A 14,968-nucleotide genomic window follows, 5' to 3' on the forward strand; every position below is an offset into this window, starting at 1 on the left:
ACGAGAATTCTGAGTACGGCCGACCGGCGATACCGGTTCAAATGCCGGAAAAGCGGGGCAAGTCGGGCCGGGCATAGCGGATCAACACGACAAATCGTTCAGCAATTTCTGGCACAAGTTGTCGTGTTCTCATATGCGTTCGGCACATCACGCCGGGAGGGGGGTGGGCTAACTGTACCGCTTTCCGGAACGTGAAATTGCCCCCTGACCGCGCAAGCGGAGGGGGCAATTCCGGAAATATTGTGCTGTATGGACGGTTAGCAGCCACCCGCCACGGCCGGAATGATCGAGACGCCCGCGCCGTCCGGCGTCGGGGTCTCCAGACCCTGCTCGAAGCGCACGTCGTCGTCGTTGACGTAGACGTTCACAAAGCGGCGCAGCTTACCCGTGTCGTCCAGCACCCGCGCGGCGATGCCCTGGTGGTTCTTCTCCAGGTCCGCGATCACCTCGGCAAGGGTCGCGCCCTCGGCCGGGACCTCGGCCTTGCCGTCGGTGTAGGTACGCAGAATGGTCGGGATACGGACGGTAACGCTCATGGCTTCACCTTCTGTGAGAACAGGTCAGGGGGCGGAGGGGCGAAGAGGCGGAGGGCAGGAGGAGGCGGGAGAGGACGGGAGAGGGCGGGAGAGGGCGGGACAGTCAGCCGAGTCCAGCTTCGCGGAACGCGTCCAGGCTCGGGCGGATCACCGCCGAGGGGCGCGTCGTGGGCGCCACCGCGTCCAGGGTCTTCAGACCATCGCCGGTGTTCAGTACGACAGTGGTCAGGGCCGGGTCCAGCACACCGCTCTCGATCAGCTTCCTGGTGACACCGACGGTCACCCCGCCCGCGGTCTCCGCGAAGATCCCCTCGGTACGGGCGAGCAGCTTGATCGCGTCCACAACCTGCTCATCGTTGACGTCCTCGACCGCGCCCCCCGTGCGACGCGCGATGTCCAGGACATAGGGGCCATCCGCCGGGTTCCCGATGGCCAGCGACTTGGCGATGGTGTCCGGCCGCACCGGCCGTACGACATCGTGGCCGTCCTTGAAGGCCCGGGAGACCGGGGAGCAGCCCTCCGCCTGAGCGCCGAAGATCTTGTACGGCTTGTCCTCGACCAGCCCCAGCGCGATGAGCTCCTTCAGCCCCTTGTCGATCTTTGTGAGCTGGGAACCGGAGGCGATCGGGATCACGATCTGGTCCGGCAGCCGCCACCCCAGCTGCTCGCAGATCTCATACGCGAGGGTCTTGGAGCCCTCCGCGTAATAAGGGCGCAGATTGACATTGACGAAGCCCCAACCCTCGCCGATCGGATCGCCGATCAGCTCGCTGCAGAAGCGGTTGACGTCGTCATACGTCCCCTCGATGCCGACCAGATCGCCGCCGTAGACCGCGGCCATGACGACCTTGCCCTGCTCCAGGTCGTGCGGGATGAAGACGCAGGACCGCAGTCCGGCCCGGGCGGCCGCGGCGCCCACTGCACCCGCCAGATTGCCGGTCGACGAACACGAGAGCGTGGTGAAGCCGAAGGCACGGGCCGCCTCAACGGCGATGGCCACGACACGGTCCTTGAAGGAGTGCGTCGGGTTGCCGGAGTCGTCCTTGATGTGCAGCGAGCCGGTGATACCCAGCTCGCGGGCGAGATTGTCGGCCTTGACCAGCTTGGTCAGCCCGGGGTTGAGATTCGGCTTACTCGCCACATCCTCCGGAACGGGCAGCAGCGGCGCATAGCGCCAGATGCTGTTGGGTCCCGATTCGATCCGCTTACGCAGTCCCGCAGGATCACCGCTCGGTAGCTCGTATGCAATCTCCAGCGGGCCAAAACAGGCCACACAGGCAAAACTGGGGCCTAGCGGAGTGCGCTCCCCACACTCCCTGCAGGACAGCGCGACGGCCGGTCCCAGAGAAATATCGGTGCTGTTTGAAACTGTTTGCACAGCCATGGAGGCGAGGCCCTTTCTCCTCATCTTCCCCGTGACGGCTTTCGCCATGGGCCGGAATTGGCACCTTCCCCACGGCGGCCCCGCCCCGGAAATGACCGGAAGTACGAGCGCACGCAGGATGGTTGCCGGGGCTTCAACGGGCCGTTCCCTCTGCCCCTCTGGATGAGCGCTATGGCGCCAACCGGCGCGTTTGTCGACGTGAGACCCCGACATGCGGTGGTCATACGCGTTGTCCAAGACTGTAACCGACGTCCGGCAGGGTTGAGACAGTCGTCCGAACCGCGAGACAGGAGACAGGTACGTGCTGGATGAGGTCGGGTCCTGGCTGCGGCGGCGCTCCTGGACCGCCGCTGACCGGCCACTGCCCACACTGCTCGCCGCGAAGCGGGCGGCGGGCTCCTTCGGCAGTGTGAGCGTCGTACTGCCCGCCCTGAACGAGGAGGCGACGGTCGGCGGGATCATCGCCACGATCCGCGCCGAGCTGATGTCGGAGGCCATGCCGCTCGTCGATGAGCTGCTGGTCCTCGACTCCGGCTGCACGGACCGTACGGCCGAGGTCGCGGCGGCGGCCGGAGCGAAGGTGGTGCACCGCGACGAGGTACTGCCCCGGCTTCCCGCGCTGCCCGGCAAGGGCGAGGTGCTGTGGCGGTCGCTGCTCGTCACCAGCGGCGAGATTGTGTGCTTCATCGACGCGGACCTGCGCGACTTCGACGCGCGGTTTGTATCGGGCGTTGTCGGGCCGCTGCTGACCGACCCGGGGATTCAGCTGGTCAAGGCGATGTACGACCGCCCCCTGGGCGACAGCCCGGGGGGCGGCGGCCGGGTGACCGAGCTGGTGGCCCGGCCGCTGCTGAACCTGCACTGGCCCCGGCTGGCGGGCTTCGTCCAGCCGCTGGGCGGTGAGTACGCGGCCCGGCGCTCCCTGCTGGAACGGCTCCCCTTCCCTGTGGGCTACGGGGTTGAGCTGGGGCTGCTCATCGATGCGCTCGACTGCGTCGGGCTGGACGCGCTGGCCCAGGTGGACGTCGGCGTCCGACTCCATCGGCACCAGGACGGGCAGGCGCTGGGGCGGATGGCGGCGGCGATATACCGCACGGCGCAGCTCCGGCTGTCCGGGGCGCCGCTGACCCGGGCCGAACTTACGCAGTTCGACCGCGCCCCCTCCGGGGGCTTCGCGCCCCGTACGTACCCGGTTGACGCCGAGGAGCGCCCGGCGATGTGCGCGCTGCCGGAGTACGCGTCCCGCGCGGCCTAGCAGGCGGCTGCCCGGCCGTACGTGCTGGGTGCGGCGCCGTGGTGGGTCGGGGGTGGTCCGGGGTGGGCCGTTCCGGACCCATGATTTACGGCCCGACGCGCGGCAGCGTTGGGCCGACCGGTTAAGCCCCTGTCGGCCCACAAATCACGGGCAAGCGTCCGGAACAACCCACCCCTCCCCACCCCCTCACGCAGTTGTGGGCCTCGCGCCGCCCGTGTGTTGTGGGCACTCGGCCCACACCAGTGTTGTGGGCACTCACGCCGTCGAGTGTTGTGGGCACTCGGGCCGCCCGAGGGGCGATGGGGGTCCCCCCATGCCCTTAAGGCTATGGGGGAGGGTGGGCACAACACCGGCCACCGGAGCCGCACCCGGCCACCCCGGGGCCCGGGGCAAAGCCCCGGTTACGGGAAGGGGCGGGAATTGGGGAAACCCGCCCACGGCACCCCCACAACCGGGCGCAAGCCCCGCCACGCGGCGGAGCCGCATATCGGCACAGCCGGGAAGGTGGGGGCACCTCCCTGGGGCACCTCCCAGACGGAGTCTGGGGGAGGTAGCTGGGGGAGGGATACGGGGACACCCACCCACGGCACCCCGCAACCGGGGTGGAACCCCGCCGCGCGGCGGAGCCGCAGCCGGGAAGGGGCGGCTGAAAACGTACGGTTGTTTGGGCTTGGGGGGCAGGGGATACGGTCGGGACATGGTCACCGCGTCCCAGATCCTCGTCGCATCCAACCGTGGCCCCGTCTCATACACGCTGGGCGAAGACAACTCGCTCACCGCCAAGCGGGGCGGCGGCGGCCTGGTGTCAGGTCTGTCGGCCATCGGCCCGGACGCCGACGCCGTATGGATCTGCGCCGCCCTGGGCAAGGGCGACCGCGAGGCCGTGCGGCGTAACGACGGGCGGCTGCCCGTCGCCGACACCGGCGACCAGCGGGTGCGCATGCTGGATATCCCGGCAGAGGTGTTCGCGGATGCCTACAACGGCATCGCGAACTCCGTGCTGTGGTTTGTCCACCATCTGCTGTACCAGATCCCGTTGGAGCCCGTCTTCGACTCGGCTTTCGAAGCGCGGTACGCCGCGTATGAGGCGTACAACGCGGCCTTCGCGGACGCGCTCGCCGAGGAGGCCGCGCCGGGCGCGGTGGTCCTGGTGCAGGACTACCACCTGGCCCTGGTGCCCGGCCTGCTGCGGTCGCGGCGGCCGGATCTGCGGATCGGTCACTTCTCCCATACGCCCTGGGCCCCACCGGACTACTACCGGGTGCTGCCCGACGGGGTCGGCGCGGCCGTGCTGCGCGGCATCCTCGGCGCCGACCGCGCGGCGTTTCTCACCTGGCGCTGGGCCGAGGCGTTCACCGCCTGCTGCGCTGATGTGCTCGGTGCCTCCGTGCTCTCCACCGATGGCGAGCTGGTGGTCTCTTATGAGGGGCATACGACGCGGATCGGTGTGCATGGGCTGGGGGCCGACGCGGACTTTCTGCGGGAGCGCTCACAGCGTGCGGATGTGGCCGAGCGGATGGCCACCCTGCGGCAGCAGATCGGCGGGCAGGGCCGTAAGACGATTGTGCGGGTGGACCGGACCGAGCTGTCCAAGAACATCGTGCGCGGGCTGTACGCCTTTCGTCGGCTGCTGGATGACCATCCCGAGTGGCATGAGCGGGTCGTGCATATCGCCTTCGCCTATCCGTCGCGGCAGGATCTGGCGGTGTACCGGGAGTACACCGCTGAGGTCTCACTGGTCGCCGAGAAGATCAACTCGACGTATGGCACGGCTGACTGGACACCGGTTCTGCTGCATGTGAAGGACGACTTCGCCCGCTCCCTGGCGGCCTACCGGCTGGCGGATGTGGCGCTGGTGAATCCGATCCGCGATGGGATGAATCTGGTCGCCAAGGAGGTGCCGGTCGTCTCGGACAGGGGCTGCGCGCTGGTGCTGTCCAGGGAGGCGGGGGCCTACGCGGAGCTGGGCGAGGACGCGCTCGTCGTCAACCCGTATGACATCGCGGATACCGCCCGCGCACTGCATACGGCGCTGCTGATGGACCCGGATGAGCGCGCGGAGCGCACCAAGCGGCTGGCGGCCGCGGCGACCGCGCTGCCGCCGCGCAAGTGGTTCCTGGACCAGCTGGCCGCGCTCAGAGGCTAGCCAGCAGGGCCGCTACGCCCGCTGGTCCGTCGACCACCAGGTCGGCGCGGGCGGCGAGTTCCGTGACCTCCGTACTGCCGCTGCACACCAGCACGCCCGGGGTGCCCTCCGCACGGCGTTTCTCGATGGCGGCGAAGGCGGCGAGGTCGCCGAGATCATCGCCCGCGTAGAGGACCGGGCCCGCGTCGGTCTCCCGGAGGAAATCGAGCAGGGCGAGGCCCTTGTCCATGCCCGGCGGCCGCAGCTCCAGCACGAACCGCCCCGGTTCGAGGCGCAGCCCGTGCCGGCCGGCCAGCTCGCGCAGCGGCTCCTGGAGCAGTTCAAAGGTGCCGGCCGGGTCGGGGGCCTGGCGGGTGTGGACGGCGATCGCATGGCCCTTGTCCTCGACGGAGGTACCGTCGGGGACCGCCAGCCGCTCCAGCAGGCCGGGGAGTCCGGCCCGTACGGCCGCGACGCCCGGGTCCGGCGGCGGCTGCTGGATCTCCCCCGTCGCGGCGTCCCAGCGCTCGGCGCCATACGCCCCGAGCACGGTCATACGTTCCAGGCCCGGCGCCCCCGCGAAGCCGCCGTAGCGCACCGCGAGCTGTGCCGGTCGCCCGGTGATGACGACGACGGCGCGCAGCCGTGGTGCCAGCCGGGACAGCGCGGGGACGACACCGGGATGGGGGCGGGCCTGTGCCGGGTCGGCGACGATCGGGGCGAGGGTGCCGTCGAAGTCAAGCGCGACAACGGACTGTTCGGGGGCGGCGAGAAAGGCCTCCAGGCCCGTGCGGCCCGCGGGGGTGGTGGGAACCGGGAGAGGACTGCCCATACGGGCGACCCTATCGGCGTTCCCGCTGGGCGTCCCGGCGTCGGCGAAGACGGTTGACCGTGACGGGGTCGTGGGCGAGCGCCCGGGGGTCGTCCAGCAGGGCGTTGAGCAACTGGTAGTAGCGGGTCGGCGAGAGGCCCAGCTGCTCTCTTATGGCCCGCTCCTTGGCGCCGGGGCCCGGCCAGCCGCGTCGCTCGACGGCCAGGACGGCCTGGTCCCGTTCGGACAGGCCTTCCTGGCCGGGCTGCTCGTCCTGCTGTGTCACGCCTCCAACCTACTGCCGCCTACAGTCGCCCGCTCGCCGCGGACTCCTCGGCGTCGGCCTGGCGCTGGATCGCGCCGAGGATGGCCTCCGGGTTGCCGCTCTGGGTGACGGCCTTACCGATGGACTTCTTGATCTGCTGGCTGGTCCCGGCCCAGGAGATCTTGCCCACCGGGTAGAACTCGGCGGTCTGGAGCTGCTCCAGGAACGGCCACAGGGCCTTGTGCTTCTTGGCGGAGCTCATCCGGTCGGAGGCCGAGGTGGTGACGGGTAGCAGGTCATAGCGGTCGGTGAAGGCATAGTGCTGATCGACGCTGAAGACGAAGTCGAGGAACTTGCCTATGTGTTCCCGGTTGCCGTTCTGCTTGAAGCCCAGAATCCAGTCGGCGACGCCCATGGTGGTGCCCGATTCACCGCTCCGGCCGGGCAGTGGTGCGGTGGCGTAATTGATCTTCTGACGCCCCGCCTGCTGCATCAGCGTCGGGTGGCCGTTGAGCATGCCGACCTCGCCACGGCTGAAGGCGTTGAAGACGGTCTGCCGGTCGGTGGTGGCCGGGGAGCTGGGCCCGGTGAGGCCCGCGCCGACGAGATCATCGCGCAGCCAGGTAAAGGTCTTGATGTTCTCCACCGAGTCGATGATGTAGCCGCCGACGTTGTCGGTGTACGAGCCGCCGCCGCTCAGCATCCACATCATGGTCTCGGCCGGGGCCTCCTCGGGGCCGAGCGGCAGCCCGTACGGGATCTTCACCCCGGCTGTCTTCAGCGCCTCGGCGGCCGACTTGAGCTCTGCCCAGCTCTTCGGCGGCTTGTCCGGGTCGAGTCCGGCCTTGGTGAAGAGGTCCTTGTTGTAGAACAGCATCCGGGTACTGGAGACAAAGGGCAGGCCGTACTGGGTGCGGCGCAGCTCACCCGCCTGGGCGAGGACCGGGATGAAGTCGGCCTGCACGGGGATGGAGAGCATCTCGGCGGCGGAGTACAGCGCGCCGTCGGCGGCGTAGTCGGCGTATGCGCCTATCTGGGCGATGTCGGGGGCCTTCCCCGCCTTCACCATCTCGGCGACCTTCTTGTCGACATCGTTCCAGCTGTATACGGACACATCGACCGTGACGCCCTCATGCTCCTTCTCAAAGGCACGGGCGAGAGCGTCCCAGTACTCCTGTGAGCCGTTGTTACCGCTGGGGTCACCGTAGTCAGCGGCGACAAGCTTGAGGGTGACCTTCTCACTGCCGGAGTCGCCGTTGCCACAGGCTGCGGCTGACAGTCCGACAGCGCTCACCATGCCCGTGGCCGCTAGGCCCAAGAACCGCCGCCGCTGCACTGGCACTTCCCCTTTGTCCTGAAATTGCCCATGGGAGGGCGCTTACTTGTTCGCATATCGTTCATGCGTGTTCGAGGAAGAGTCTCCATTCCGGCGCCCGCGAGGTCCACAGGACCCCCGGTATCGCTTCGGCAACGGCCTTTCCCGACTCCGGCCGGGGCTGCTATCCACGGACGTGGACTACACCACTCGCCCCTGCTCTGAGGAGTCACCACATGGCCGCCGAACCGTCCCGTACCGCCGCCGAGCTCGCCTGCCAGCCCAGCTGTTGGCGGCGCGCGGCGGATGAGGCAGCCTCCTTCGCGGACGCCCTGCCCCGCTCCGGCGAGCGGGTCGCGGTGACCGGATGCGGCACATCGTGGTTTATGGCCCAGTCGTACGCGGCCCTGCGGGAGGCGACGGGGGACGGCGAGACGGACGCATTCGCCGCGTCGGAGTTCCCGGTCGGCCGTACGTACGACCGGGTGATCGCGATCACCCGGTCCGGCACCACGACGGAGGTGCTGGATCTGCTGGCCCGGCTGCGCGGTGCGACGGCGACCGTCGCCTTGACCGCCGACCCGGAGTCGGCGGTCAGCAACGCCGCCAACCACACCGTGGTCCTCGACTACGCCGACGAGGAGTCAGTCGTACAGACACGCTTCGCGACAACCGCACTGATGCTTCTACGGACCGGGCTGGAGGCGCGGGGTGCGCTGCCCGCCGGTGTGAAGTCGGCCGCCGAAGCAGCCGTTGACGCGGAGTTGGCGGTCACCCAGCCGCTGCCGGAGGTGGCGCTCGGGGCCGAGCAGTGGACGTTTCTGGGGCGGGGCTGGGCGTACGGGCTGGCCCTGGAGGCGGCCCTGAAGATGCGGGAGGCGGCGGGCGCCTGGACCGAGGCGTATCCGGCGATGGAGTACCGGCACGGGCCGATCTCCATCACCGGGCCGGGCCGGGTGGCGTGGGTCTTCGGCACCCTGCCGGAGGGGCTGGCGGCGGATATCGACCGGGTCGGCGGCGCACTGGTGGCCGACGGGCTTGACCCGGTCGCCGATCTGATCCGCGCTCAGCGGCTCGCGGTCGCGGTGGCGGAGGGGCGGGGTCTGGACCCGGACCGCCCCCGCGGCCTGACCCGCAGCGTGATCCTCCCAGGAGGGTGACCGCACGTTGCCGGGTGCGGCGCCGTGGTGGGTCGGGGGTGGTCCGGGGTGGGCCGTTCCGGACCCATGATTTACGGCCCGACGCGCGGCAGCGTTGAGTCAACCGGTTAAGCCCCTGTCGGCCCACAAATCACGGGCAAGCGTCCGGAACAACCCACCCCTCCCCACCCCCTCACGCAGTTGTGGGCACTCGCACCGCCGTGTGTTGTGGGCACTTCGGCCCACACCAGTGTTGTGGGCACTCGGGCCACACGAGTGTTGTGGGTACTCGGCCCACACGAGTGTTGTGGGCACTCGGGCCGCCCGAGGGGCGGCACGGGTGGGCACAACACCGGCCACCGGAGCCGCACCCGCCCACCCCCGGGGCCCGGGGCGAAGCCCCGGTTTCCGGGAAGGGGCGGGCATAGGGGAAACCCACCCCACGGCACCCCCGCCACCGGGCGCAAGCCCCACCACGCGGCGGAGCCGCACCCCGGACGGCGGGAAAGCCAGCGACGTAAGGCCGGGCAGCAGCCTGCTACCCAAGCGTGCGGTAGCGGCCCCGGTAGTAGGTGAGAGGCCCGCCCTCCGGCTGCGGAAGGGCGGCCGTCAGGACCCGGGCCACCAGCAGCGTATGGTCCCCGGCCGAGACGCGCTGCTCCGTGCGGCACTCCAGCTGCGCCAGCGCCCCCGACACCAGCAGCGCCCCCGAAACCTCGCCCCGCGTATGCGCGAGCTCCTGGAAGAGGAGCCGGTCACTCAGCCGCCCCTTCATCGCGAAGCGACCGGCCGTCTGCCGCTGCCCCTCCGCCAGGAGGGACGCCGCCCACAGCGGCTGCCGCTCCAGCAGCTCGTCCATCCGGGAACCCTCCCGCACGCTCAGCAGGACCAGCGGCGGCTCCAGCGATACGGAGAGAAAGGCCGTCGCCGTCATACCGACGTCCTCGCCACGCGGCCCGTCCTCCGGGTCGTAGGCTGTCACCAGCACCACACCCGCGGCCAGCCGCGCCATGGCGGCTCGGAACTGTTCCTCACTCACCCCTTCAGGATGGGGGATGGACGTCTGCGGCTGGCGTGGCGCTGGTGAATACACACGGGAACGCTATCCGCCGTCCAAACCGCCCGCATCGGTCCGGAGGACCAGCCCAGCCCTAGGTCCATCGACCGAACATACAGACGCCCTTCGCCCGCTCAATGCCTTCGACATATGTAGACGGAACACGACACACCTCCACTCGGAGCAGTCAACCACCTACGCTCTGCTGTGACTTGAGTCACAGATGGCGATAATTGTTGACCCTGTGTACCGAGTGAGCAGCTCGCTGTGATTCAGTGGCCGTGGCACTCGGAGGGACAGGAGTCACAGGGGGAGGGCGATGGACACTGACTCAGAGCCCTACGTCCGCCTCGCGACGCTGCGCCAGCTCCATCAGTCCGTGGCACAGCTCAACACCGCCCGCAGCCTCGCCGACACGCTCCAGACCGTCGCCGACGGCGCCGTCGCCGGACTTGGCTTCGAGCTCGCCGCCGTCAACCTCGTACGCTCCGATGGCGACCTTGTCGTCGCCGCCGTCGCGGGCCATCCCGGTGCTGAGGCGATGATGGCGGGCCGCGTCGGCTCCCGCGCCTCCTGGGAGCGCCGACTGGCCATGGGTGAGGCCTGGGGCGAGCTCCGCTTTATCCCGTACACCGAGGGCTGGGTCCTCGATGACGACGATGTCCCGCAGTGGCACACCGCCGGGCCCGCCCCCCGCTTCTCGGATGAGTGGCACCCGATGGACCGGCTCTTCGCCCCCATGTACTCCTCAGACGGCGACCTGCTCGGCGTCATATCCGTCGACAAGCCCCGCAACGGCCGCCGTCCCGGCGCCTGGGGCTGCGAGGCGCTGCAGATGTACGCGTTCCAGGCCGCCATCGCGATCAGCAACGCCCGGCTGCGCTCGAACATGCAGCGCGCCCTGGTCCGCCTGGAGCGCGAGCAGCAGGCGCTGCGCGCCAGCGAGGAGAGCTTCCGCCAGGCCTTCGAGTACGCGCCCAGCGGTATGGCCATCGCCGAGATGGGCGGCGACCACCACGGCCGGCTGATCAAGACGAATGACGCGCTGTGCCGCCTGCTGGGCCGCCCCGCCTCGGTGATGCGGCGCTACAGCTTCTCCGACCTCGTCCACCCGGAGGACATCGGCACCCTGTTGCGCACCTCCGCCGAGGGCGGCCGGGCGGAGCTGCGGATCAGCCGCCGCGACGGCTCCTACGTATGGGTCTCGCTCCGCAACTCCGTCGTCGCCGACGCCGCCGACGGCCCACGCTTCCTTCTCACCCATGTCGAGGACATAGAAGAGCGCAAGCGGCATGAGCTGCAGCTCGCGCACCGCGCCAGCCATGACTCCCTCACCGGCCTGCCGAACAGCGCCGAGCTGCGCGCCCGGCTCAGCGGCAAGCTGTGCGCCAGGCCCGGCCCGGCCCCGGCCCTGTCCGAGCCACCCCCACACATCGGCACCCATGGCTTCAGCGTGGACGGCTTCGACGGTACGGGCGTGGAGCCGCTGGACGGCGGTTATGACCACCATCTGCATGTGGTCGCTCCGGAGAGCGACGACCCGGCGGACAAGGGGCTCGCGGTTCTCTTCTGCGATCTTGACGGCTTTAAGTCGATCAACGACCGCTATGGCCACCACTGCGGTGACGCGGTGCTGATCGAGGTCGCTCGGCGGCTCTCCGGCGGCGTACGGGACAACGACACGGTGGCCCGGCTCGGCGGGGACGAGTTCGTGGTACTTGCTGACGGACTGTGCCGTGCCGACGCCGCCGACCTCGCGGTCCGGCTGCGTAACGCGATCATCCCGCCGATACGGGTGGACGGTCGCGCGGTACGCGTCGGGGCCAGTTTCGGCATTGGCTGGGCGGCCTGCGGAATGTCCACGGAAGAGGTCCTGCACTCCGCTGACCAGCGGATGTATGTGGAGAAGCGGTCCCGTTCCAAGGGGCAGCGCCGGGCGGGCTGAGATGAACGGCCGGTCAAGCGGCAATGAGCCCTCCCCCGAACGGGGTAGGCTGCGGCGGGTCAGCCATATGCCGTATGAGGAGAGCAGGGGATGACAGCCGGTAATAACGGTACGAACGCTCCGGAGGGCGACGACCCGTTCGGCTATCTGTACCGTTCGGAAGACGGCACGCCCACTCAGGCCCAGCAGCCCGGGGTCCCCCGTACGTCGTACAACCAGGTCCGCGCGGTCGGCGAGCGACGCTACGGCCAGCAGGCGCCCAGCCCGTACTACGCCGCCCCGGAGACCCAGCCCAGCGGTGGTGACGTCACCCGCCAGCACCCGGAGCCCTCCGGCAACGGCCACGGCCAGCCCCCGCAGAAGCGCAACGGCCTGCTCATCGGGGCCCTCGCGGTCGTCGCCGCCGTCGTCATCGGAGTCAGCGCCGCGGTCCTCTTCAGCGACGACGACAAGGCGAACGCCGGTCCCAACCCCTCGCCGACCGCCGACGCCCAGCCGGGCGAGGACGGCAACAGGGACGGCGAGACCCACGAGGACAAGGGCGGGGACAAGGAAGACCCGAAGGCCGAGCTGCCCAAGGAGGACGCCTCCAGCCTCCGACTGGACAACGGCCCCATCGTCGCCAGCGACGCCAAGGGCGCCAAGTCCACCAATGGTGACTACATCGCGGGCTTCAACAAGGAAGGCGCGACGGCGACCTGGACCACGGAGATCCCCGAGGCCGGGAAGTACCGGCTCTACGTCGGCTACACCGTGCCCGGTAAGGACATGAAGATGGGCCTGTGGGTCAACGACGCACAGCGGCCCCAGAACCTGAACTTCACAAACTTCGCCAAGGCGGAAGAAGGCGACTGGGAAAAGGGCTGGACCTACACCTACGGCCAGGTCAACGTCCATGAAGGCGCCAACACCTTCAGGATCAGCTGTGGGAAGGGCGACGCGTGCGACGTCGCCATAGACCGGGTCTGGCTCACCGAGGACAAGGGCTGACCACCCGTAGAAACCGCTCCACCGTCTGAGCCATCTCCTCCCGCCCCGGTGCGATGTACTTGCGTGGATCGACGGTTGAGGGGTGCGCCTCCAGGAAGGCGCGGACGGCGCCGGTGAAGGCGGAGTTCAGGGCCGTACCGACGTTGATCTTGGTCATTCCGGCCGCGATGGCCGCCCGTATCTCCTCATCCGGGACGCCCGACGAGCCGTGCAGCACCAGCGGCACCGGTACGGCGGCACGCAACCGGGCGATCAGCGCGTGATCGAGGGCCGCCGTGCGCTCGGTCATGGCGTGTGAGCTGCCGACCGCGACCGCGAGAGCGTCCACCCCGGTGTCAGCGACATACGCCGCCGCTTCGGCCGGGTCCGTACGGGCCCCCGGAGCGTGCGCGTCCAGTGGGGGCTCGCCGTCCTTGCCGCCGACCTGGCCCAGTTCGGACTCGACCAGGATGCCGTGCCGATGGCCCCATCTGACGGCCTCGGCGGTGGCCTTGACGTTGTCCCCGTAACCGAGCTTCGACGCGTCGAACATCACCGAGCTGAAGCCCTCCGGGTGGGCGGCGCGCAACAGCTCGGGAGAGGTGATGTGATCCAGATGCAGCGCGAGCGGCACAGCGGCGGCGCGTGCGACAGCGTTGACCGCGGCGGCGATCGGACCGAGCCGCCCGCCATGGAACTTCACGGCGTTCTCGGAGACTTGCAGGATCGCCGGAGCCCCCGCCGCCTCCGCCCCGGCGGCGATGGCCTCAGCGTGCTCCAGAGTGATCACATTAAACGCGCCAACAGCCCGCCCTGACTCCTGGACAGCGGCGATGAGTTCACCGGTACGGACAAGCACCATGAGCTCTCCTCAAGTGTTGTGGGCAGTCTCCTCCCCCAGACTTCGTCCGGGGGGACCCCCAGGGCGGAGGGTGGGCACAACACGACCCGCACCCAAAAACCAACCGGGGCCCGGGGCGGAGCCCCGGTTCCGGGAAGGGGCGGGGATCGGGGACACCCTCCACCCTGGCACGGGGTGGTTGCGCGGGCCTGGTCCAGCACCGGGGCGGGCCGGTGAGCCCGCGCTGGGTTTCCGGGGTCCGGCGCGGCACCCCGCGGCCACCACGCCTACGCCGCTTCCCACCGCTGCACGCGAACCGCAACCCGCGGCAGCAGCTCCTCATACGTACGGCGGTCGAACTCCCCCGCCGCCGGGGCGCGTACGGTCGCCGCCGACAGAGCCGCCGCCCGGGTCAGCCGGTCCGGCCAGCTCGCGCCCTCGACGAGACCGGCCAGCAGCCCGGCGACGGCGGAGTCGCCCGCGCCGGCCGGGTTGCCGGTGAGGCGCCCCGGCAGCGTGGCGCGCCAGCCGCCGTCCGGGGTGACGGCGAGCAGGCCGTCGGCGCCGAGTGAGGCGACCACCGTGTGCGCGCCCCGGCGCCGGGCCTCCCGGGCAGCGCGCAGGGGCTCGTTCGTGCCGGTGACCCCGGCCAGCTCCTGGGAGTTGGGCTTCACCAGATCGGGCCGGGCGGCCAGCCCCCGGCGCAGGGGTTCGCCGCTGGTGTCCAGCAGTACCGGGACGCCCACGGCGCGGGCGGCGCGTATGAGGGTGGCGTACGCCCCGACCGGCACCCCGGGCGGCAGGCTGCCGCAGAGCGCGACGGCATCGGTGCCGGTGTCGGTGAGCAACTGCCGGTAGCTGTCGAGGAATCCGGACCACTCGGTGGGAGTGATGTGTGGGCCGGGCTCATTGAGCTGGGTGGTGTCACCGGTGGTCTCATCGACGATGGCGACGGTACGGCGAGTGGTCCCGGCGATGGGGACGAGCGCGTCGGTAACCCCGGCCACCGTCGCCAGACGCGCCCGCAGCGCCTCGCCGGTCGCGCCGCCCGCGAACCCGGTGGCGACCGTCTCCTGGCCGAGGGCGGCCAGTACCCGGGCCACGTTGAGGCCCTTGCCGCCGGGCCGTTCGGCGACGTCGCGGACGCGATGGGAGGTGTGGGGCGTAAGGCGGTGGACGCGGTGGGTGATGTCGAGGGCGGCGTTAAGCGTGACGGTCAGGATCACGGACGACTCCCCCCACGTTCACAGGACTGCGCTAGTGATCATGCCAAAGCAGCGGCGGTTGGCCCAGGGGTCGGGGCCAACCGCCGTACGAATTCCACGC

The 14,968-nt window shown here is 69.9% G+C and carries 13 protein-coding genes and 1 riboswitch; of the genes, 5 read left to right on the forward strand and 8 right to left on the reverse strand.

The annotated features are described in order from the left end of the window. Window positions 1–257: 257 nt before the first annotated feature. Both test1122_RS10450 and thrC read right to left on the reverse strand, forming a co-directional pair. Entirely contained in the window at window positions 258–536 is a 279-nt protein-coding gene (locus tag test1122_RS10450) for a MoaD/ThiS family protein (protein ID WP_232268892.1), read from the reverse strand. Between the two features lie 103 nt (window positions 537–639). Next, a complete protein-coding gene (gene thrC, locus test1122_RS10455) occupies window positions 640–1,920 on the reverse strand; it encodes a threonine synthase (protein ID WP_232268893.1) in 1,281 nt (426 codons plus the stop codon). Window positions 1,921–1,937: 17 nt separating this feature from the next. Next, a riboswitch (SAM riboswitch) is annotated at window positions 1,938–2,089 on the reverse strand. A 132-nt stretch (window positions 2,090–2,221) separates the two neighbouring features. On the opposite strand from thrC, the gene test1122_RS10460 reads away from it, so the two are divergent. Next, on the forward strand, window positions 2,222–3,175 hold the full coding sequence (locus tag test1122_RS10460; protein WP_232268894.1) for a glucosyl-3-phosphoglycerate synthase: 954 nt from the start codon (window positions 2,222–2,224) through the stop codon (window positions 3,173–3,175). A gap of 697 nt (window positions 3,176–3,872) precedes the next feature. Then, the gene (locus tag test1122_RS10465) at window positions 3,873–5,321 is read left to right on the forward strand and encodes an alpha,alpha-trehalose-phosphate synthase (UDP-forming) (protein ID WP_232268895.1); all 1,449 of its coding nucleotides are present in this window, start codon (window positions 3,873–3,875) and stop codon (window positions 5,319–5,321) included. On the opposite strand, the gene otsB is transcribed toward test1122_RS10465, so the two are convergent. The 3 genes from otsB to test1122_RS10480 are packed head-to-tail and all read right to left on the reverse strand — an operon-like array spanning window position 5,311 to window position 7,673. Next, window positions 5,311–6,132 carry a trehalose-phosphatase gene (gene otsB / locus test1122_RS10470; protein WP_232268896.1) on the reverse strand — a complete coding sequence of 274 codons (822 nt, stop codon included), beginning with the start codon at window positions 6,130–6,132 and terminating at the stop codon, window positions 5,311–5,313. The genes test1122_RS10465 and otsB overlap by 11 nt on opposite strands. 10 nt (window positions 6,133–6,142) lie before the next feature. Next, window positions 6,143–6,397 carry a DUF3263 domain-containing protein gene (locus tag test1122_RS10475; RefSeq protein ID WP_232268897.1) on the reverse strand — a complete coding sequence of 85 codons (255 nt, stop codon included), beginning with the start codon at window positions 6,395–6,397 and terminating at the stop codon, window positions 6,143–6,145. Between the two features lie 19 nt (window positions 6,398–6,416). Further along, a complete protein-coding gene (locus test1122_RS10480; RefSeq protein ID WP_232268898.1) occupies window positions 6,417–7,673 on the reverse strand; it encodes an extracellular solute-binding protein in 1,257 nt (418 codons plus the stop codon). A gap of 254 nt (window positions 7,674–7,927) precedes the next feature. On the opposite strand from test1122_RS10480, the gene test1122_RS10485 reads away from it, so the two are divergent. Next, window positions 7,928–8,851, forward strand: a complete 924-nt coding sequence (locus test1122_RS10485) for an SIS domain-containing protein (RefSeq protein WP_232268899.1) — start codon at window positions 7,928–7,930, stop codon at window positions 8,849–8,851. 517 nt (window positions 8,852–9,368) lie between these two features. On the opposite strand, the gene test1122_RS10490 is transcribed toward test1122_RS10485, so the two are convergent. Then, complete coding sequence (locus tag test1122_RS10490) at window positions 9,369–9,923, reverse strand: flavin reductase family protein (protein ID WP_232268900.1); 555 nt, start codon at window positions 9,921–9,923, stop codon at window positions 9,369–9,371. 283 nt (window positions 9,924–10,206) lie between these two features. Between test1122_RS10490 and cdgB the strand changes: the two genes are divergently transcribed. Then, a complete protein-coding gene (gene cdgB / locus test1122_RS10495; RefSeq protein WP_232268901.1) occupies window positions 10,207–11,832 on the forward strand; it encodes a diguanylate cyclase CdgB in 1,626 nt (541 codons plus the stop codon). Between the two features lie 90 nt (window positions 11,833–11,922). Beyond that, on the forward strand, window positions 11,923–12,822 hold the full coding sequence (locus test1122_RS10500) for a carbohydrate-binding protein (protein WP_232268902.1): 900 nt from the start codon (window positions 11,923–11,925) through the stop codon (window positions 12,820–12,822). On the opposite strand, the gene test1122_RS10505 is transcribed toward test1122_RS10500, so the two are convergent. Beyond that, on the reverse strand, window positions 12,803–13,663 hold the full coding sequence (locus test1122_RS10505; protein ID WP_232268903.1) for a class II fructose-bisphosphate aldolase: 861 nt from the start codon (window positions 13,661–13,663) through the stop codon (window positions 12,803–12,805). The genes test1122_RS10500 and test1122_RS10505 overlap by 20 nt on opposite strands. 266 nt (window positions 13,664–13,929) lie before the next feature. After that, the gene (locus tag test1122_RS10510; RefSeq protein ID WP_232268904.1) at window positions 13,930–14,868 is read right to left on the reverse strand and encodes a 1-phosphofructokinase family hexose kinase; all 939 of its coding nucleotides are present in this window, start codon (window positions 14,866–14,868) and stop codon (window positions 13,930–13,932) included. Window positions 14,869–14,968: the final 100 nt, after the last annotated feature.

Origin of the sequence: Streptomyces gobiensis, from assembly GCF_021216675.1 — a bacterium.
Lineage (GTDB): Bacteria > Actinomycetota > Actinomycetes > Streptomycetales > Streptomycetaceae > Streptomyces > Streptomyces gobiensis.